The sequence below is a fragment of the Antrihabitans spumae genome, assembly GCF_043944905.1.
GTDB lineage: Bacteria > Actinomycetota > Actinomycetes > Mycobacteriales > Mycobacteriaceae > Antrihabitans > Antrihabitans spumae.
In genome coordinates this window covers 103430-123556 of sequence record NZ_JBIMSN010000042.1, presented here as the reverse complement: position 1 = coordinate 123556, position 20127 = coordinate 103430, and the positions used below count along the sequence as shown (strand labels likewise).

The 20127-nt window shown below is 63.9% G+C and carries 14 protein-coding genes; 4 read left to right on the top strand and 10 right to left on the bottom strand.

From position 1 onward, the window contains the following. Positions 1-20 precede the first annotated feature (20 nt). The gene (locus ACHIRB_RS10505; RefSeq protein ID WP_395123583.1) at positions 21-1256 is read right to left on the bottom strand and encodes a glycosyltransferase; all 1236 of its coding nucleotides are present in this window, start codon (positions 1254-1256) and stop codon (positions 21-23) included. Further along, complete coding sequence (locus ACHIRB_RS10500) at positions 1256-1900, bottom strand: TetR/AcrR family transcriptional regulator (RefSeq protein WP_395123582.1); 645 nt, start codon at positions 1898-1900, stop codon at positions 1256-1258. The genes ACHIRB_RS10505 and ACHIRB_RS10500 overlap by 1 nt, the downstream gene beginning before the upstream one ends. 139 nt (positions 1901-2039) lie before the next feature. On the opposite strand from ACHIRB_RS10500, the gene ACHIRB_RS10495 reads away from it, so the two are divergent. The 3 genes from ACHIRB_RS10495 to ACHIRB_RS10485 all read left to right on the top strand — a co-directional run bounded on the left by ACHIRB_RS10495 (position 2040) and on the right by ACHIRB_RS10485 (position 7397). Beyond that, on the top strand, positions 2040-2726 hold the full coding sequence (locus ACHIRB_RS10495) for a hypothetical protein (RefSeq protein WP_395123581.1): 687 nt from the start codon (positions 2040-2042) through the stop codon (positions 2724-2726). 71 nt (positions 2727-2797) lie between these two features. Continuing rightward, positions 2798-6088 carry an arabinosyltransferase domain-containing protein gene (locus tag ACHIRB_RS10490; protein WP_395123580.1) on the top strand — a complete coding sequence of 1097 codons (3291 nt, stop codon included), beginning with the start codon at positions 2798-2800 and terminating at the stop codon, positions 6086-6088. A gap of 64 nt (positions 6089-6152) precedes the next feature. Further along, positions 6153-7397: a GGDEF domain-containing protein gene (locus ACHIRB_RS10485; RefSeq protein WP_395123579.1), complete on the top strand. Its 1245-nt coding sequence runs from the start codon at positions 6153-6155 to the stop codon at positions 7395-7397. A 32-nt stretch (positions 7398-7429) separates the two neighbouring features. On the opposite strand, the gene ACHIRB_RS10480 is transcribed toward ACHIRB_RS10485, so the two are convergent. Then, positions 7430-7801 carry a hypothetical protein gene (locus tag ACHIRB_RS10480; protein ID WP_395123578.1) on the bottom strand — a complete coding sequence of 124 codons (372 nt, stop codon included), beginning with the start codon at positions 7799-7801 and terminating at the stop codon, positions 7430-7432. Positions 7802-7847: 46 nt separating this feature from the next. Here ACHIRB_RS10480 and ACHIRB_RS10475 point away from each other — a divergent pair, with 46 nt between their 5' ends. Further along, the gene (locus ACHIRB_RS10475) at positions 7848-8612 is read left to right on the top strand and encodes an AraC family transcriptional regulator (RefSeq protein WP_395123577.1); all 765 of its coding nucleotides are present in this window, start codon (positions 7848-7850) and stop codon (positions 8610-8612) included. Between the two features lie 2 nt (positions 8613-8614). On the opposite strand, the gene ACHIRB_RS10470 is transcribed toward ACHIRB_RS10475, so the two are convergent. From ACHIRB_RS10470 to gltB, 7 genes are all read right to left on the bottom strand, one after another. Next, the gene (locus ACHIRB_RS10470; protein ID WP_199706746.1) at positions 8615-8788 is read right to left on the bottom strand and encodes a hypothetical protein; all 174 of its coding nucleotides are present in this window, start codon (positions 8786-8788) and stop codon (positions 8615-8617) included. Positions 8789-8825: 37 nt separating this feature from the next. Continuing rightward, the gene (locus ACHIRB_RS10465; protein ID WP_395123576.1) at positions 8826-9374 is read right to left on the bottom strand and encodes a hypothetical protein; all 549 of its coding nucleotides are present in this window, start codon (positions 9372-9374) and stop codon (positions 8826-8828) included. A 73-nt stretch (positions 9375-9447) separates the two neighbouring features. Further along, on the bottom strand, positions 9448-11301 hold the full coding sequence (locus tag ACHIRB_RS10460; RefSeq protein WP_395123575.1) for an ABC transporter ATP-binding protein/permease: 1854 nt from the start codon (positions 11299-11301) through the stop codon (positions 9448-9450). 170 nt (positions 11302-11471) lie between these two features. Beyond that, positions 11472-12350, bottom strand: a complete 879-nt coding sequence (locus ACHIRB_RS10455; RefSeq protein WP_395116724.1) for an acyl-CoA thioesterase — start codon at positions 12348-12350, stop codon at positions 11472-11474. A gap of 28 nt (positions 12351-12378) precedes the next feature. Next, entirely contained in the window at positions 12379-13797 is a 1419-nt protein-coding gene (gene pyk / locus ACHIRB_RS10450) for a pyruvate kinase (RefSeq protein WP_395123574.1), read from the bottom strand. Positions 13798-13859: 62 nt separating this feature from the next. Then, positions 13860-15368, bottom strand: a complete 1509-nt coding sequence (locus ACHIRB_RS10445) for a glutamate synthase subunit beta (protein WP_395123573.1) — start codon at positions 15366-15368, stop codon at positions 13860-13862. Next, the gene (gltB, locus tag ACHIRB_RS10440) at positions 15361-19935 is read right to left on the bottom strand and encodes a glutamate synthase large subunit (RefSeq protein ID WP_395123572.1); all 4575 of its coding nucleotides are present in this window, start codon (positions 19933-19935) and stop codon (positions 15361-15363) included. Before gltB ends, ACHIRB_RS10445 begins: the two co-directional genes overlap by 8 nt. Positions 19936-20127 lie beyond the last annotated feature (192 nt).

Genomic DNA, 20127 nt, shown 5'->3' with positions numbered 1-20127 from the left:
TGCGCGCGAGCGACGATTCGCTATGCGCGGATGAGCTTTTCGACCGTGGTTACAACCATCGCGGCGCCGTCCTCCTCGGCGATCCGCCCGGCCAGGTCCTGTGCGGCAGCGCGATGGCTCGGCTCGGTCAAGGCCGTATCGATCGCCTTGGCCAAGCGGTCTGCCGTGAGCTTCGGCCGCGGCACCGTCGCCGCGCTCACACCGAGCGCATCGAGTCGCCGCGCCCAGAACGGTTGATCGCCACCGGGCGACGGTATTGCGACAGTCGGCAAACCGGCGCGAAGCCCGGCGGCAGTTGTTCCCGCGCCGCACGAATGCGCAACGGCGGCAACCTTTTCGAACAACCAATCGTGTGGGACGGACCCCACCGTCATGACACCGTCGCCGACGACTTCGAGTCCCGCCCCTCCGGCCTGAACCACCCCGCGCACGCCGACCTGCACCAGCGCATCGTGGATCGTTTCCGATATACGAGCCGCATCGTCTTTGCCGAGAATCAGGCTGCCCAATCCGAGAAATACCGGCGCAGAACCGGATTCGAGGAACGACACCAACTCGACAGGGGGTTCCCAACCTGTCGGGCGTTGCGGCCACCAGTATCCGGTGACTTCGAGGCCCGGCCTCCAATCCTCAGGGCGAGGCACAACACTCGGTGAAAAGCCATGCAGAATAGGCCATTCCGCGGCCGTCCGCTCGCGCCGCATTTTCCTTGCCGAGTTCGCCGGTAGACCGAGCTGGTCCCGGAAACTCGCAACGGTGTTGCCGTAGAGGCGATCCATCATTCCCGACGCGCGTCGCCCGGCGAAACGGTTCAGAACCGACCCGGCAGACCAGGCACCCACCAGCGACGGCGGGAAGGCGGACGTGGTCGACAACGGCTGCAGCCGCACACCGATACTCGGAATACCCCTCGCCTCGGCGAGCGGATGTCCGGCAAGTTCGGCGAACGGCGTCAGCAACAGGACATCTGCCGGTACCTCGTCGAGTGCGGCAAGCAGATTTTCGCCGAGCTTGCGCATGCCGCTCGGCTTCACGAGCTTCATTGCCTCCTTGAGCGGATCCTTCATGTCCGGGTCGACCTCGAGTTCGACGTCGACTACCAGAGCCTGTAGTCCGCAAAGCTCGATCTCCTCGACCAGGTCCGGCGTTGTCGTCATAACGACGTCATGACCGGCGTCGACGAACCTACGACCGAAATCGGTCAGCGGAACCAGGTCACCTCGCGAGCCGTAGGCCGCGATCACAATTCTTGCCATTACTCCCCCGTTTCGTTGTGTGCTCGAGTTGCCAGATCGAACGCGACGACGAGATCTTCGCCGTACGCGTGGATATCGAAGGTCGGATCACTTGCCGACTTCAGCAATGCGTTACCGATTGCGCCACTCACCGCAACACCCATGGAATCCGGTGACAGCGAACGGAATTCGCCGTTCTCGACACCCGATGTGAGAATCGTTGTGAGCTCCAGCTTGGCCAATTCGGCCAGTGTGGCAGGAGGTAGATCGACGCCCAACTCGGCGAGGCGTCCGCCCGAGCGGCTTCGATAGTTCGACGCGATCTCCATCAGCGCGAGCTGGTGCGAACGGTGCGTTGCGATGTAGGACGTGTGTGCGCGAATGTGCGCCGCGAGCTTGCCTGCGGCAGTCGTTTCCTGTTCGACGAACGGCAACATGATGTCGATGAGCGACCTGTACAACTCTGCGACGATCGCCGCCACGAGGTCGTCTTTGTTCCCGAAGTGGTAGAGCACGACGCTCATCGCCACGCCGACGCGCTCGGCGATCTTGCGCACGGACGCCTGGTGGTAGCCGAGTTCGGCAATCGCCTCGATCGCGTACTCGACGATCTGGGCACGGCGCGCCGTCTCCGTGAAGGTCGAGGTGCCGTCTTTAGATCGCATGATCGAATCATAGATCAGGTGATCTAATCGCGCAATTTCCATGACACGGCAAGCAGGTTTGTCGTCCCGCCGCGCGGGTATTTCGTGCGAGGACTGCACGTCCCGAACAACTCCGCACGTACCAGGCAAAGGGGATTTCATGCGAAAAGCGGCCTTGATTGCGGGCATCGCTATCGTGCTCGCGGGTTGCGGCAACGACACCGGCTCGTCCGAGTCGAGCGATGCAGCGTCGAACAACGCAACCGCTTCGAGCGCGACCACGGCCGCAAGCAACACGACTGTCGAACCTGGTCGCGAGAAGAACGACGGCGCCGACCAAGTCCCCGAATGCGGCACCACTACGCGCAAACCGAACACCGAAAAGCCGCCGGCACAGCATATTCCGATGGAATTGTGCGATGCGGCAGTGCTCGAAGACGGCAAAGGCGGCGAGCTCGAGTTCACCGTCGAAGCGATCAAGACGGACCTACCCTGCACAGCGAAGGACGCAGAGTCCGCACCCAAGAACGGTCACATCGTCACCGCGTTCGTGTCGGCGAAAACGAGCCCGCAGTTCGACGCAACGATTCTGCCGACCGGCTTGAACGGTCCACCGTCGGGCGCGGGCTGGTCGATTCTCAATGCTGAAGGCGCAACGGAGCCCGACATATCCTCCAATGCCAGCGAACGATGCTTTCCCATCGACTGGCCTTCGCTGACGCCCGACAAGACGTACCGCTTCCGGGTCACATTCGACGTGCCGGGCGACAGCGGTGCACTGGTGTTCGTTCCCACCACTCTGCCCAGCGCACAGTTGCAATCGCCGAGTTGGCAGTGGAATTTCTAGTCGCGTCGATAACTGGACTCTGACCACGCGAAATCTGGTCTGCCGGCACCACTCGGCTAGCGTGGTGCTCCGTGACGGAAAGCAAGGGGGCGGTGCGGCGTTCGGCCGATGCTGAGCCCGCTACGACCGCAGCCAGCAATCGACCGACGAACAAGGCGCGGTTGGTCGCAATTCTCAGCGCGTCGATTGCGGTCCTCGCTGCTCTCACTTTGCCGTTCCTTCCGGTCGAGCAGGCGCAGTCGAACGTCTCGTGGCCGCAGGCCGGCAACGTCTCCTCTGTTACGGCGCCGTTGGTGTCTTACGCGCCGCAGCAACTGAGTGCGGCCATTCCGTGCGCCGCGATCGACCGCCTTGCAGACTCCGGCGGCGTCGTCGTATCGACGATTCCACGGCAGTCCCCCGAATCCGAACGCTACGGCTTCGTCGTCAAAGTCGTTGCTGCCGAGGCAGACCGGGCCGGCCGGGTCGACGTCGTCTCGCGCAACACCTTGCTGTGGTCAGCGCCGGTCGAGACACTGCGAAACCAGCCGTGCGCACTCGCCGTATCGATCGACCCGACCCGCGCGACGGTGACGACGACAGGTGCCGAGACCAGCTCCGATACGACGAACAACGGTGATCTGCGTCCGCAGACGGTCGGCTTGTTCAGCGAGTTGACCGGCGCCGCACCTGACGGCCTGAGCGCCGATGTCCTGGTCGACTCGCGGTTCTCCTCGTCGCCGACGCTCCTCAAATACTTGCTGCTGATCCTGTGTGGACTCGCGACGATGGCGTCGTTGGTCGCGCTGCACCGCCTCGACGGAACCGACCGACGCGCGACGCGACGTTTGCTCCCTGCGCGCTGGTGGTCTGTACGACCGGTCGACGCCGTCGTGTTCGGCACCCTCGTGGTGTGGCACTTCATCGGTGCGAACACCTCCGACGACGGCTATCAGCTCGGCATGGCACGGGCGGCTCACGACTCCGGCTACATCGCCAACTACTTCCGCTGGTTCGGCGTTCCCGAAGCACCCTTCGGCACACCGTATTACGACATTCTGTCGTGGATGGCGAAGCTGTCGACGCTGAGCCCATGGATGCGTTTACCTGCTCTGCTTGCCGGCATCCTCGCGTGGTGGATCATCAGTCGCGAGGTGATTCCCCGCCTCGGCATTGCGGTTCGGAGCAGCCCGATCGCGATATGGACGAGCGCACTGGTCTTCCTGTCGTTCTGGCTCCCCTACAACAACGGACTGCGCCCCGAGCCGATCGTCGCGCTCGGTGTTCTCCTGACGTGGTGTTCGGTCGAGCGAGCGATCGCAACGCGTCGCCTCCTACCCGCCGCGGTCGCCATTCTGATCGCAGGCTTCACGCTGACCGTCGGACCGTCCGGCCTGATCTGCATCGCAGCGCTGATCGCCGGGGCACGCCAGGTTGCCTCCATCGTCACCGAACGCTCAACCAGCGTGGGCAAGCTCGCCCTCCTGCTGCCTCTCCTAGCGTCCGGGCTGGTCATTCTTGTCGCCGTTTTTGCAGATCAGACACTTGCGTCGACGCGAGCGATGACCGAGGTGCACTCCAAGATCGGCCCGGGCGAGCCGTGGTTCTTCGAGTACCTGCGCTACCAGTACCTGCTGCAGATCAACTCCGACGGCTGGCTGACAAGACGTTTCGGCGTCTTCGTCATGGTGCTCGGCTTGCTGGTATGCGCGGCGACGATGCTGCGCCGAGGCGGCCGGATTCCTGGAACGGCTGCTGGACCGTCGCTACGGGTCGTCGGTGTCACGCTCGGCGGCATGGCGTTGATCATGTTCAACCCCACCAAGTGGACCCACCATTTCGGCGTCTTCGCCGGTCTCGCCGCAGTGGTAGCGGCCCTGACCGCGGTCGCGGTGAGCACACACGTGCTGCGCTCGCTCCGTAATCGTGCACTGTTCGCGGCTGCGGTGTTCTTTGCGCTCGCGCTGTCGTTCGTCGGCGCGAACGGCTACTGGTACGTCTCCAGTTGGGGCATCCCGTGGTGGGACAAACCGCCGACTATCGCGGGCACCGGCTTGTCGACCCTCGCGGCCGGACTTGCGTTTCTGGCCCTGGTTGCCGCTGCGTGGTTCCACATCCGACCGCCACAACCTGGCCGCGACGATGTCATCGCCACCCGGATTGCGCGGATTCCTGTGCTGACCATTGCCGCTGCGTTCATGGTGTTGTTCGAAGTGTTGTCCTTCGTCAAGGCTGCTGCGGCACAGTTCCCGGCGTACTCGATAGCGAAATCGAACGTCGAAGAAGCCTTTGCGGGCGGGTGCGGGCTGGCCGACGACGTTCTCGTCGAAAACGATCCGAACCAGTCGATGCTCGCACCCCTCGACGGGGATGCGGGCAACGCACTGGCGGGTCCGTCGACGACGGGTTTCACCCCCAACGGCGTCGCAGCCGACCTCACCTCCGATGAAACCGAGTCGACAACCGGGCAAGCGAACACCGTCTCGACCGACACCGAAGACGAGACGCCACAGGAGAGTTCGGCCGGAACTGGTGGCGGAGCCGGACAACGCGGCGTCAACGGTAGCAACGTCGCGCTGCCGTTCGGACTCGATCCAGCCACGACACCCGTGCTCGGCAGTTACCGCGAGGGCGAGCAGACCCCGGCAGCGCTGACCAGCTCGTGGTATCGGCTGCCCGCCGCCAACGAGAGCAACACACGCGGCGACATCATTGCCATCGCCGTCGCAGGCCGGATCCGCTCGGTCAACGCCGACGGCGTCGTGACCAATGGGCAGAATGTCGAGATCGAATACGGCACAACACAACCCGACCGGACCGTGACGCCGCTCGGCCGGATCACGCCGATCGACATCGGTCCGTCGCCGACGTGGCGCAACCTGCGAGTTCCGCTGGATCAGTTGCCTTTCGAAGCCGACACCGTTCGCATCGTTGCAACAGACGCCGACCTCAACCGAGACCAATGGGTCGCCGTCACTCCCCCGCGGGTCCCGCAAACGCGGACATTGACGGACCTGGTCGGCACAGAGGCGCCCGTGTTGCTCGACTGGGCAGTTGGGCTGAACTTCCCGTGCCAGAACCTGGTGTCGACCGACGCGGGTGTCGCGCAGGAACCTGAGTATCGGATCCTGCCCGACCGAAACGGCGCGACGATCACCAACCTCTGGCAGGGCCGCGACGGCGGTGGACCGCTCGGCTGGATCGATCTGCTCCTCGGAGCACGGACCATTCCGTCGTACCTCGACAACGATTGGGACCGGGATTGGGGGTCCATCGAGCAGTACTTCCCCCTCGATCCCGACACCGCCCAAGCGCGCGTGACCGTCGATGACGTGCAGCGATCGGGAACCTGGAGTCCTGGGCCGATTCTGACTCAGTACTAGTCACCCGACCAGGTCACCTGTCGTTTCGCTGCTCCCGACTGCGGGATAGTGCAGTATCTGGGGTGTGGAGGGCTTCTTGCGCGAATGGTGGTCGTCGAAGGGCGACTACCGCTGGGTCGTCGACTACTTCGAGCCGCGCGCGATGGAAAGCAAGATTCGGTGGCTGCTCGCCGTGTGCACCGCTTTACTCGGTGTGGTCTCCGCAATCATGATCTTCTCGCCGTCGGGACCGCGAGACGGCTTGCCCACCGCGATGGTCGCAGCCGCGACAGTATTCACGCTTGTCGCAGCCCTGCATTGGATCTTCCTCGGCTGGCCGTCGTGGCAGTTGTCGGCCGCGTTCGTCGTCTGCGGCGACCTCGGAATAGCGACTGTGTGTTGGCAGTACTCCAACCATCTCGTCGGCATGTACGGCTTGAATTCGTTCGTCGTCCTGTCGCTGTACCTCGTCTTCTTCCACGGTCCGAGGGCGCTCGCGTTGCACTCGGCCTGGGCTCTGTTGTCTCTGACCGTCTTTGTGATCGCGGTCGGGTGGGGACCCGACGGCGACCCAGCGATGGCAATCGCACAAGGTCTCGCGTCGGTCGTGATCGTCGTTGCCATCCCCCCGATTCTGCAGATCGGTTTCTGGATGATGCGGTCGGACGCCGACAGCTCCATGGTCGATCCCCTCACCGGCCTGTTGAACCGCCGAGGGCTGTACATGCATGCGGGCGAACTGATCTCGCTAGAGGGCGCGGCTGACGCGGACGTCATCGTGATGGTGCTCGATCTGGATCGCTTCAAGCACATCAACGACACTCACGGGCACGCGATCGGTGACGAGGTACTCGTGCGGTCGGCGCGTCGAATCAAGTCGGTCGTGCGCGGCGGTGCTGTTCTCGCCAGATTCGGCGGCGAGGAATTTGTGCTCGTCGACGTGATTCCGCGTTTGCACGCAGATGCTGTCGCGGAGCGGATCCGGGCGGCCATTGCGGCGCCGACGGACATTGCACCGGTCACGGCGAGCATCGGAGTCTCCTGCGTGTCGGGTAGCGGCTTCCTCGCTGCGCGAATGCATCTCGCGGATCTGTTGGACACCATGGTTGTCGTCGCCGATCAGGCTATGTATCAGGCGAAGCGGGACGGTCGTCACTGCGTCGTCGTCGACTTGGAGGGCGTCGACGTGGCTTCGTCCAGCGGTTCGAAGACGCGGCTCCCCACTTTGGCATCACACTCTCCCGGCACCGGCAAGGCGCGAACTCGTCGAGACAGGCGTCGTAGTTTCGATCGGCGAAGCGGTGCAGACAGGCGGCTCCGCCGCTCGTGAGTCCTTTTGGAGGGCGGGCCCGCCGGAAAGACTCACGATGCGAGTAACGCGCCGGCCGCACCCAGACCGACGAGAGCCACGATATCGGCGCGGAGAACACGGCGGAGCTGCTGATTCACGCCCTTCGTGCTGCCTGCAATCGCGACGTAACTCGCCATGCTCACCGCCGCTGCGACGATTGCCGGCACACGCATAGATGTGACGAAAGCGCTGACGATCAGTCCGATTCCCACAATCGCGAGCAACACCGCGCGATGACGTAAGAGAACGGTCAGCACGGGATCGTCCACATCGACGCCGTACGCGACGCGCGTTCGAGCGACCGAGAACGCGACCACTCCCGGCGCCGCATTGACCACACCCACCACGACCAAGAAAGTGACTGCAACGATTTCGATCGACATCGATGTGCCTTCCTGTTTTGTGCGAACCCGTGCAAGCATGGCGAACATGGGCACCGCCGCGCTTCCAGAAACCTGCTGTCGAACGGCGACGTTGTGGCTTGGCACCGGCTACGCCGCATTCCTCGGCGCATCGCTTCGACTCGACGCACACTCCGGGTCGGTGCAGTGCTTGGCCGTCGGTCTCGACGCTCCGTTCACGCTACGGACCGCCGAACTCGGCGAGCGGACCGTCCGCAGCGCACTGATCCCACCCCGCCGAGTCCATCGGGTGCTTGCACACGGCGACCGGATGTTGTTCTGCTACTTCGATCCTGGCTCACCGAGAGCGCGCGGGACGCTCGCGAGGATGGCCAGCATCGAGCACGGGATCGGCTTCGCGCACGACGCGGAATCGGACTTGATCGCCATGGCGGACCCGGACCCGGACCCGCTGCAGATCCTCGACTGCGCGGGCGGGCGTGTGTCAGCGCCGATCGATGCCCGGATCGTCGAGGCTATCGCGACGCTGCGCGCGAATCCCAGCAGCACCGTCGACGCAACCGAACTTGCGGCGGCAGTGCATCTTTCGACGTCACGCTTCCTGCATCTGTTCTCCGCGCACGCCGGAACCAGCTTTCGCCGCTACCGACTGTGGGTCCGGATGGTGCATGTCGGCGCAGCGGTTTCGAAGGGACGCGATCTCACGACTGCGTCAGCGGACGCGGGGTTCGCGAGTCCGTCGCACTTCAGCGACGCGTTCCACACGATGTGTGGCTTGACCGCCACCGACCTGCTGGCGTCCGGCGCACGGATCGTGTTGCTGGACAGCTGACGTCAGTCCGCTGTGGACCGTCTTCGAATCTCTTCCTCGAATGCGCTGATCACGCGATCGATCTCGCGGTAGTCCGCGGAGTCGGCGCCTTCGTCGAACCCCGCGTCACGGGCTTTTCGAAGGTTGGCCAACCCTGGTTCCAATTCGGCTGTGTCGAGTACTCGCGGATCCTGCATGACGTCGATTGTCCTCGTTTTCGAGCGCCGATGGGGCCTAACGGGAGTTCGGAGCGAGCATGCACCGCGGCGGCAGTGGACCAGGACCGTCCGCGCGCACGAGCACGCTACGCACAGACTTCGGGTCGACACCGGGAAAGTCGATTCGTACGTTGAACTGACCTGGTGCGACGTCGACCGTCGAGGTCCGGTCGCCGTCGGAAGCTGTCACTGTGACCGTGATCCGCGCCGGGCCGTACTCGAACAACGTTGCGGTGACACCACGTCCGTCGGTGAACGGACTCCAGCTGTTCGCCGGCGGGCACGCCATCGCGCGACCGCCGTCGTTGGAATCGGGCAGCGGCGGCGGAGTCCGCGGATACGGCATGGGGACCGGCGTCGGGACCGTTGTGGTCGTCGGGCTGGTCGTGGCTGGTTCGGTCGTATTCGGTTCGGCGGTAGGGGGTTCCGACGGCAGTGTCGGTTCGGCGCTCGCGGGTGCAGATCCGATCAGCGCGACGCCGATCGACACGGCGACCACGGCCGCCGGAAGCAAGCGAACGGACGCGGGGACGCGGAACGACATGTACGACTCCAATCGGCCCATAAAACGAGAGTGCGCGCAGACACGCAACACGTCAACTTCCAGAACTGCAATCGCCGAACGGACTTTCGCGCTGCTACTTGTCCACGGTAACCGGCGAAAGCCGCCACGGGCCGTCACCTTCGAGTTCGAGCATCTGCGTGTGGTGCTGATCGACCGTACTGCGGTGCGCGACGCTCACCAAGATCAGCTCGGGCACCTCTTCACGCACCAGTTTGTAGAGCGCGTACTCGAGTCCCTCGTCGACGGCCGACGTCGCCTCATCGAGGAAAACCAGCTTCGGCTTGATCAACAGAATGCGCGCAAAAGCGACACGCTGCTGCTCACCCGGAGACAGGATCTTGGCCCAGTCTTCTTCTTCGTCGAGGCGGCTCGCGATGTGGCCGAGGCTCACCTTGTCGAGAGTCGCGCGCAGTACCTCGTCCGAAATGTCTTCCGGCTTGGCGGGATACGCGATCGTCGTGCGCAGATCACCGAGCGGGAGGTACGGGATCTGAGACAGGAACAGCGTTTCGACGCTGTCAGGACGCTTGATTGCGCCGTCGCCGAACGGCCACATCTGGGCCAGCGTGCGCAGGAGAGTGGTCTTTCCACTACCCGATGCACCCTTGACGACGAGCGCGTCGCCCGACGTCAGTCGCAGGTTGAGGTTGTCGATGAGCACTTCTCCGTCAGGTTTGCGGACGTCGATGTTGTCCGCTTCCAACGCATCGTCGAGTTCGGTCATCGTGATCTTCGGCAAATCGCGTGACTTGCTGTTTGCAACCAAAAGACCGTTGAGACGAATCAACGACGCGCGATAGGCGGCGAAGTCGTCGTACGCCTCACGGAAGAAGGACAGCGAATCGTGGACCGCGCCGAATGCGCGGGAAGTCTGCGAGATGTCACCGAAGGTTATTTCGCCCGCGAACAAGCGCGGACCCTGCAGGATCAGCGGGAACAGCTCGGCTGTCTGATTGACGGTGAGGTTCCAGCCCTGGAACTTAAGCGTTCGGAACACGATGTGCCAGTAGTTCTTGATCACCTTTGCGAAGCGTGTGAACAAGCCGTTTCGCTCGACGCCTTCGCCACGATAGAAGGCGACGTTCTCGGCGCTGTCACGAAGGCGGACCAACGCATAACGGAAGTTGGCGTTGAGACGTTCGTTGAGGAAGTTCAGCTTGATGAGTGGGTTTCCGATCCAGAACGCAACCACCGTCGTCACCAGGACGTAAATGATGACGAGGAACATCATCGCGCGAGGCATCGTCCACCCGAACATGTTTACGGGGCCGGACAGATCCCACAGGATCTTCGTGAACGAGACGACTGTGACGATTGCCGAAACAGCACCGAACGACAGCGTGCGCGACGTCTGGACGAAGTCGAGGGTGTCCTGCTGGATTCGCTGATCGGGGTTGTCGATCGGCTCGGGGATGAACCGGCCTCGGTAGTAGGCCTGGCCGTCCAACCAGTCGGTCGCGACGCGCTCGGTGAGCCAGACACGCCAGCGAATGTCGAACCATTGCCCGAGCCAGAAGTCGACGAGAACCCTGACGACATGGATGGTCGCGAGCACGGCGAAGACCACAACCGCGTTCCAGAACGCCGACTTCGCACCCTCCAGTGCTGCGGCGTCACCCGCCGCGAACGCCTGGGCGCCGAACTGCATGGACGTGTACTGGTCGTTGCTCCAATACGAGAACAGCACCGACATCCGGACGCCGAACAACGTGGAGAAGAGCAGGATCCCGAGTAGGGCGTAGACCTTCCAGCTGTCGCGACTCGAGAAGTACGGTCCAGCGACATTCCAGAAGTCGCGGCCCCACTTCGTGAACCTCAACAACAGCGCGACGACGATCAGGAAGATCGGCGCAGTGATCGCGAAAGCCTTCAGTATCCAGAAGAGGCTCTGAACGACCTCGCTGCTCCAGTCGACGCTGGTTTCCATACAGGTCCCCCATCAGGGCGAATAGCTAACGGCGGCAAAGCTGGCGAAGTCTAACCCGCCGCAACGCGTCTCGCGCGACGAGGGCGCTGGGGGCGATGAGGGCGCTCCGCGCCTCGTGAGTCCTTTCGGAGGTTGGGCCCGCCGAAAAGACGCACGAGCGGCGAAGCCGCCTACGGCTTCCGAGGGAAGTGCCGGATCAGGCCCTCTTGGACGACGGTTGCGAGCAACTCACCTTCCAGCGAGAAGTAGCGGCCCGTTCCGAGACCTCGGGAACCGGCGGCAACCGGGCTTTCCGTCGCGTACAGGGCCCAGTCGTCGAATCGGAACGGCCTGTGGAACCAGATCGAATGGTTGACGGTGGCGGCGACGATGCGGTCGTGCCCCCACGACAGACCGTGGGTCGTGATGATCGAGTCCAACACAGTCGTATCCGACGAATAGCCCATGATCGCAACGTGAATCAGGGGGTCCTCGGGCAGATCACCGTCGGCCTTCATCCAGACCCGGTTGTGATTGAGTCGTTCGCCGGTGCCCTTCATGATCCACGCGGGATCGTTCGCGTAGCGCATGTCGATCGGCTTCAACGCATTGACGAACATCTGCAGCCGGTCCTCGTAGCCGACGAAATGATCGCCCAGCGGCGGCAACACATCCGGATATGGCACGTCCGGCACCTCGACAGCGTGCTCGAGGCCCTTCGTCCAGTCCTGGAACGCGGCGAGCATGACGAACAGGTCGACCCCGTTCTGACGCGCGGTCACCATACGATTCGCGAATGCTCGCCCGTCACGCTGCCGGGTCACGTGGTAGGTGATGGGCAACTTGACGTCGCCGCCGCGGATGAAGTGCGCGTTGATCGCGTGCACCGGCCGCCCCGCACCGACCGTCCGGCCCGCCGCCATCATCGCCTGCGAAACGAGCTGACCGCCGAACGTCCGGCTACCGACCGGACCGAGGTGCTGTCCGAGAAATACGTCCTCGTCGAGGAGTTCCAGTTCGAGCAGTTCGAGCAGGGTCTCGAGATCGGTCTTCGGCCGAACAGCGGTCACAACACTCCCGTCACTCCGGTTGCCCGGTTCAGTAGTCCCCTTCGCCGATCCGATGAACGTGGATCAGGTTTGTCGAGCCTACTGTCCCGGGTGGCGAGCCCGCGACGATGACAACGAGGTCGCCGATCTCGTAGCGCTCGAGTTCGAGCAGCGACTGATCGACCTGGCCGATCATGGCGTCGGTGCTGTCGACCCGGGGTACGAGGAACGTTTCGGTGCCCCACGTCAGCGCCAGCTGACTGCGGACCTCGGGCAGCGGTGTGAAGGCGAGCAACGGCAGGTTCGTGTGCAGCCGAGCGAGCCGGCGCAGTGTGTCGCCCGACTGCGTGAACGCGACCAGAGCCTTGGCGTTGAGCCGCTCGCCGATGTCGCGGGCGGCGTAGGAGATGACGCCACGCTTCGTGCGCGGCACGTGGGTCAGCGGAGGCACCCGCGTCGAATCCGTTTCGACGGCCTGGACGATCCGCGCCATCGTGCGCACCGTCTCCATCACGTACTTGCCGACCGACGTCTCGCCCGACAGCATCACAGCGTCGGCACCATCGAGGACTGCGTTGGCCACGTCGGAGGCTTCGGCGCGAGTCGGTCGCGAGTTCTCGATCATCGATTCGAGCATCTGCGTCGCGACGATCACCGGCTTCGCGTTCTCGCGAGCCATCTGAATCGCACGCTTCTGCACCAACGGCACCTGCTCGAGCGGCAGTTCGACACCGAGATCGCCGCGAGCGACCATCACCGCATCGAACGCGAGGACGATCGCCTCGAGGTTGTCGATCGCCTCGGGCTTCTCGAGCTTCGCGATCACCGGAATCCGCCGGTCGACGCGGTCCATGACCTCGTGGACGAGTTCGATATCGGCCGGCGAGCGGACGAAGGACAGGGCGATGAAGTCCACGCCCAACCGCAGCGCGAACTCGAGGTCGTCGATGTCCTTCTCCGACATCGCAGGCACGGACACGTCCATCCCTGGCAGCGAGACGCCCTTGTTGTTGCTGACGGGTCCGCCTTCGGTCACCCGACAGACGACGTCGTTGCCGTCAACGGACTCGACGACAAGTCCGACCTTGCCGTCGTCGACGAGCAGTCTGTCGCCGGCTTTCGCGTCCTCTGCCAGCTGTTTGTAGGTCGTGGACACACGATCGTGGGTGCCGTCGCATTCGTCGACGGTGATGCGGACCTGTTCTCCGCTTTCCCACACCGTGCGGCCCTCGGCGAAGCGGCCGAGGCGAATCTTCGGGCCTTGCAGGTCGGCGAGGATGCCGACAGCGCGGCCGGTCACGTCGGACGCGGCCCTCACGCGGTCGTAGTTGGCCTTGTGATCTGGGTAGTCACCATGGCTGAAGTTGAGACGTGCAACGTCCATACCGGCTTCGACTAGCTCCCGGATACGTTCGTCGGTAGCGGTTGCGGGGCCGAGCGTGCAGACAATCTTGGTCCGTCGGGTCACGCAACGAGCGTAGTCCAGCATCCGGTCCCGCGTCGTGAAGGACGAAGGGTCACAGGTACCTCTTAGCGGCTCACTGCCAACGGCAGCGCGGTCGGATGGACGGGAGCTGGCAATTCGGAGTGGCCCATCAGGTAGGTGTCGACACCCTGAGCTGCCGAACGACCCTCCGCGATCGCCCACACCACAAGGGAGGCACCGCGATGAGCGTCACCACACACGAAGACTCCGGGCACCGTCGTCTGGTAGTCGGGACCGCAGGACAGCACACCGCGACGATTCAACGACAACCCGTACTCCTCCAGTAGTGCCATATGCTCGACGCCTTCGAAGCCGATTGCGAAAAGCGCCATATCGCAGGGCAATTCGACTTCTTCACCGATCGGCACGATCGACCTGCGGCCATCGGCATCGCGTTTGACCTCGACCTCCGCAAGCACCATTGCTCGAAGATTGCCACCCTCGTCGCCGACGAACCTGCGAACGGCGACCTGGTAGCGACGAACGCCACCTTCGGCATGAGCGGGCGAGGTGCGCAGCACGAGCGGCCATGCAGGCCAGGGTGATCGCGCGTCATCGCGCTCCGACGGAGGTTCGGGGTTGTAATCGAGTTGTGTGACGGACGCAGCACCCTGGCGATGGGCGGTACCGAGGCAATCGGCACCGGTATCGCCGCCGCCGATGATGACGACATGCTTGCCGTGCGCGCTGAGCGGCGTGGGTCCGTCGCCTTCGCCTTCGCGATTCGACGGCACGAGGTGTGACATCGCGAGGTGCACTCCCTGCAGGTCGCGACCGGGGATCGAGTCGTCGTCGCGGGCGCGTAGGGCGCCGACGGCCAACACGACGGCGTCGTACTGCTCGCTCAGGGTCTCGACCCGAACATCAACTCCGACTTCGCATTCGATGACGAAATGGGTACCTTCCGCACGCATTTGCGACAGTCGCTGATCGAGTACCGACTTGTCGAGCTTGAATGCCGGGATGCCGTAGCGAAGGAGTCCACCGAGTCGGTCGTCGCGCTCGTACACCGTGACATCGTGCCCTGCGCGGGTAAGTTGTTGTGCCGCAGCGAGGCCCGCCGGACCCGATCCGACGACGGCGACCTTCTTACCGGTGTTGATCGTCGGCAACTGCGGCGTGATCGTTCCCGCCTCCCACGCGGTGTCGGCGATCGCCTGCTCGATGCGCTTGATCGTGACGCTGCCGCCGGTGTCGTTCTCCGCGATCGACAGCACACACGCCGCCTCGCACGGGGCTGGACACACTCGTCCCGTGAACTCGGGGAAGTTGTTGGTGGCGTGCAACCGGTCGATCGCAGCGTCCCACCTGCCGCGGCGGGCGAGGTCGTTCCATTCGGGTATCAGATTGCCGAGCGGACATCCCGAAGATCCACTGTGGCAGAACGGAATACCACAATCCATACACCGGCGAGCCTGGACGGACACCTCACGGTTCCGCTCGACGGGTGGTTGGTCGGCGTAGATCTCCCGCCAGTCGTGAATGCGCTCGCCCGCGGGCCGCTTCGGCGCGTCTTTCTTCCGAATGTGTAGGAACCCCTGTGGATCAGGCACGTGCAGCCTCCATGATCGCGGCCTCGACATCGCGTCCCTCGGCCTTGGCAACTCGGGTCGCCCTGAGTACGCGCTTGTAGTCGGTCGGCATCACCTTGCAGAAACTTCGCGAGCGTCGCGGCCAGTCGGCAAGGATCGATTCCGCCAGCGCGGATCCGGTCCAACGGTGATGCTTCACGACAACATCGCGCAACCACCTCAGATCGTCGGCATCCGGCGCTTCCAGTTCGACCATTGCCGGATTCACCGCCGACGGATCCAGTCCAAGCACGTAGGCGATGCCACCTGACATACCGGCTGCGATGTTGCGTCCGGTCGGGCCGAGCACGACAACCCTGCCGCCAGTCATGTATTCGCACGCATGATCCCCGACACCCTCGACGACCGCAGTTGCGCCGGAGTTGCGCGCGCAGAACCGCTCCCCCGCGCGACCTCGCAGGAACACCTCACCGGACGTCGCGCCGTACAAGACCGTGTTGCCCGCAATCACGTTGGCCTCGGCGACGATCGGAGCGTCAGCATGCGGGCGGACGACCACCCGCCCGCCCGAAAGTCCCTTGCCGACATAGTCGTTCGTGTCGCCGACGAGATCGAGCGTGATGCCGGGCGGCAGGAAGGCGCCGAGCGATTGCCCAGCGGAGCCGGTGAGCGTGATCCGAATCGTATCGTCGGTCAACCCGGATGCGCCGTAACGACGGGTGACCTCCGCGCCCAACAGCGTTCCGACAGTGCGATTCACGTTCCGCACGGGTAGTTCGAGCCGTAGCGGACGCGCATCCTCCAGCGCGCTCGCAGCGAGTTGAATCAGCGTCTGATCGAGCGCGAACACCAGCCCGTGATCCTGGGTCCGGGTGCGACGGCGTTGGGGAAGCGCCTCGCCATGCGCGTCGACCGGAACGTGGAAGACGGGCGTGAGATCGAGGCCTCGACTCTTCCAGTGTGCGATGCCGTCGGCGGTGTCGAGCGCATCGGCGTGGCCGACCGCCTCGTCGATGGACCGGAAACCGAGTTGCGCCAAGTATTTCCGCACATCTTCGGCGATGAAACGAAAGAAGTCTTCGACGAACTCCGGTTTGCCGGTGAAACGCTTGCGCAGCTCGGGATTCTGCGTTGCGACGCCGACCGGGCAGGTATCGAGATGGCAGACCCGCATCATGATGCATCCCGCCACCACCAAAGGTGCTGTGGAGAAGCCGAACTCCTCGGCACCGAGCAGCGCGGCGACGATCACGTCACGTCCGGTGCGCAAGCCGCCGTCGCACTGCACGGTCACGCGATCGCGAAGTCCGTTGAGTACCAACGTCTGCTGAGCATCGGCAAGTCCGATTTCCCACGGTGCACCTGCGTGCTTGAGCGAGGTCAACGGCGATGCGCCGGTGCCGCCATCGTGACCGGAGATCAGCACGACGTCCGCGTGCGCCTTACTGACGCCCGCTGCGACCGTGCCGACGCCGACCGAGCTGACCAGCTTCACGTGTACCCGAGCGTTGTGGTTCGCGTTCTTGAGATCGTGAATCAGCTGCGCAAGGTCTTCGATGGAATAGATGTCGTGATGTGGTGGCGGACTGATCAATCCGACGCCCGGCGTCGAGTGCCGTGTCTTCGCGATCGTCGGATAGACCTTGAACGCCGGGAGTTGGCCACCCTCACCGGGTTTCGCGCCCTGGGCCATCTTGATCTGAATGTCCGTGGCATTGACGAGATAGTCGCTGGTCACTCCGAATCGGCCGCTGGCGACCTGCTTGACGGCACTCCGCCGCTCGGGGTCGTACAACCGGTCGGTGTCCTCGCCGCCCTCCCCCGAATTGGAGCGTCCACCAAGACGATTCATCGCGATAGCCATCGTCTCGTGTGCTTCCGCCGAGATCGATCCGTAGCTCATCGCTCCCGTGTTGAACCGCTTGACGATCTCGGAGACCGGCTCGACCTCGTCCAGCGGCACCGGCTCACGTAAGCCTTCCCGGAAGCCGAACAACCCGCGCAGTGTGCCACCTTCCGCCGAAAGTTGGTCCACCTGTTCGCTGTACTTCGCGAACACCTCGCTGCGTCCGGTCCGCGTCGCATGCTGCAGCAGGAACACCGTTTCCGGTGTGAACAAATGCAACTCGCCTTCGCGTCGGAACTGGTACTCGCCGCCGACATCGAGACCGCGATGCACAACCGCGGTCGGGTTGTCGGGAAAAGCCCTGCGGTGGCGCAACTTCACCTCTTCGGCCAACACATCGAGGCCGACTCCGCCGAGTTGACTGACCGTGCCGGTGAAGTATTCGTCGACCAACTCGCGATCGAGCCCGATCGCCTCGAACGCTTGAGCACTCGTATACGACGCCACCGTCGAGATGCCCATCTTCGACATCACCTTGAGGACACCCTTGCCGAGCGCGACCAGATAGTTCCGTGTCGCGACGCTCCGCTCGACCCCGGTGAGCTCGCCGCTCGAGATCAGATCTTCGATCGTTTCCATTGCGAGGTAAGGGTTCACAGCCGCAGCGCCGAAGCCGATCAGCATCGCTACATGGTGCACCTCGCGCGCATCGCCCGATTCGACGACGACGGCAACCTGCGTCCGCTCCTTGGTCCGTACGAGGTGGTGATGGACCGCGGAGATCGCCAACAGCGACGGTATCGGCGCTCGACTGTGGTCGGAATCTCGGTCCGACAACACGATGGTTCGGAACCCGGCCGCAATGGCTTCGCTTGCGCTGATTCGCAATTCGTCGAGCGCTTCGGCAAGCCCTTCGCTTCCGCGTTCCACGTCGTAGAGGGTCCGCAGTACGGTCGCAGCGTGACCGGGATGGTCGCCGTCGTCGTTGATGTGAATGAGCTTGCCGAGTTCGTCGTTGTCGAGCACGGGCCACGGCAACACGATCTGTCGGCACGATGCCGGCGTCGGTTCGAGTAGGTTCTGCTCCGGCCCCATCACCCGGCGCAGCGACGTCACGATCTCCTCGCGGATCGCGTCGAGCGGTGGGTTGGTCACCTGAGCGAACAGCGCGACGAAGTAGTCGTACAGCAGCCGGGAACGGCGCGACAGTACAGCGATCGGAGTATCGGTTCCCATGGAACCCAAAGGTTCTCCGCCGGTTGCCGCCATCGGATGCAGCAGTACCCGCAGGTCCTCTTCGGTGTAACCGAACGCAAGCTGGCGTCGTACGACGGCCGCATGATTGTGCGCGACCCGCTGCCGTTCCGGCAGGGTGTCCAAGCCGACCAGGCCCGAGTAGAGCCACTCCTCGTACGGATGCTCCGTCGCCAGTTCGGTCTTGATCTCGTCGTCGTCGATGATCCGACCTTGGGCCGTGTCGACGAGGAACATCCGCCCTGGCGACAATCTGCCCTTCTCGACGACGTCCTCGGGCGCGACCGGCAGCACACCCGCCTCGCTGGCGAGGATGACCCTGTCGTCGATCGTCCGCCACCAGCGACCCGGCCGTAAACCGTTGCGGTCCAACACCGCACCGACACATGTTCCGTCCGTGAAGGTGACACACGCGGGTCCGTCCCACGCCTCCATGATCGACGCGTGGTACTGGTAGAACGCAGTCCGCTCCGCTGCCATCGAGGTGTGGTTCTCCCACGCCTCGGGGACCATCATCATCACCGCATGCGGGAGCGTGCGACCCCCGAGGTGAAGCAATTCGAGCACCTCGTCGAACGATGCCGAGTCCGACGAATCCGGCGAGCAGATCGGGAACAGCCTGCTCAGGTCGCCCGGGATGAGATCGGATGCGAGCAGCGCCTCTCGCGCGTGCATCCGATTGCGGTTACCACGGACGGTGTTGATCTCGCCGTTGTGTGCGACGAACCGGAACGGATGCGCGAGCGGCCAGGACGGAAACGTGTTGGTGGAGAAGCGACTGTGCACGATGGCAATGGCACTCGCGCACCGCTTGTCGCGCAGATCAGGGAAGAAGAGCGGCAGCTGTGCGGTCGTCAGCATGCCCTTGTAGGCGATCGTTCGACTCGACAGCGACGGGAAGTAGACGCCGGTACCCGCAGCTTCGGTTTCGGGCGTGATCCGTTCGGCTTGTTTACGAAGCGGGTAGACCAGGCGGTCGAGAGCAAGTCCGCCTACGTCGCCGCCCGGTGCTGCAACGAACAGCTGACTCATGTGGGGCAGACAGGACAGTGCCGTACGGCCGACGTCGGCTCCCGCCGGATCGACGGGAACCTCACGCCAGCCAAGGATTTCGAGGTGCTCGTCCTCGGCGATTGCTTCGATTCGGTGCATCGCGTCACGTCGAGCAGTCTCGTCCTGCGGCAGGAAGCAGATCCCGGCGGCATAGGTGTTGGTGCCGTCAGCCAGCTGTTTCGGGAGCTCGAATTCGACAGTCTCGGCGAACAATTCGACTGGCAGCTGTATCAGGATGCCGGCACCGTCACCACTGTTGGGCTCAGCGCCCGCCGCGCCGCGATGATCCAGATTTTCCAGCGCAAGCAAGCCATCGGAGACGATCGAGTGCGACCGCAGACCACGAATGTTCGCAACCATGGCCACGCCACACGAATCGGCTTCGCGATCCGGATGGTACAAACCCTGCGCTGAGGGAAGCTGAGAGAAAAGCACCGGGGACCTCCGCGTCGGCCAGCGGTGCCGTCGGAGGAGGCGCAGCGCGCTCTCCGGCGGCCTCGCTAGCGGGACCGCCACATGGGCGTCTGCTATCGGTTTGCCGGGACAGCATCGGCCCATGAAGGACTCGAAATATCCGAGTTGTCCGAGCCTAGCAGTTGCAGGCCGGTCTCTCTCGGCGAGAATTCC

Excerpts from the sequence above, each read along its gene's own strand:
- ACHIRB_RS10475 (WP_395123577.1), top strand. The coding sequence starts at position 7,848 with ATGGGCACCGCCGCGCTTCCAGAAACCTGCTGTCGAACGGCGACGTTG.
- ACHIRB_RS10480 (WP_395123578.1), bottom strand. The coding sequence starts at position 7,801 with ATGTCGATCGAAATCGTTGCAGTCACTTTCTTGGTCGTGGTGGGTGTG.
- ACHIRB_RS10470 (WP_199706746.1), bottom strand. The coding sequence starts at position 8,788 with ATGCAGGATCCGCGAGTACTCGACACAGCCGAATTGGAACCAGGGTTG.
- ACHIRB_RS10505 (WP_395123583.1), bottom strand. The coding sequence starts at position 1,256 with ATGGCAAGAATTGTGATCGCGGCCTACGGCTCGCGAGGTGACCTGGTT.
- ACHIRB_RS10465 (WP_395123576.1), bottom strand. The coding sequence starts at position 9,374 with ATGGGCCGATTGGAGTCGTACATGTCGTTCCGCGTCCCCGCGTCCGTT.
- ACHIRB_RS10495 (WP_395123581.1), top strand. The coding sequence starts at position 2,040 with ATGCGAAAAGCGGCCTTGATTGCGGGCATCGCTATCGTGCTCGCGGGT.
- ACHIRB_RS10460 (WP_395123575.1), bottom strand. The coding sequence starts at position 11,301 with ATGGAAACCAGCGTCGACTGGAGCAGCGAGGTCGTTCAGAGCCTCTTC.
- ACHIRB_RS10500 (WP_395123582.1), bottom strand. The coding sequence starts at position 1,900 with ATGCGATCTAAAGACGGCACCTCGACCTTCACGGAGACGGCGCGCCGT.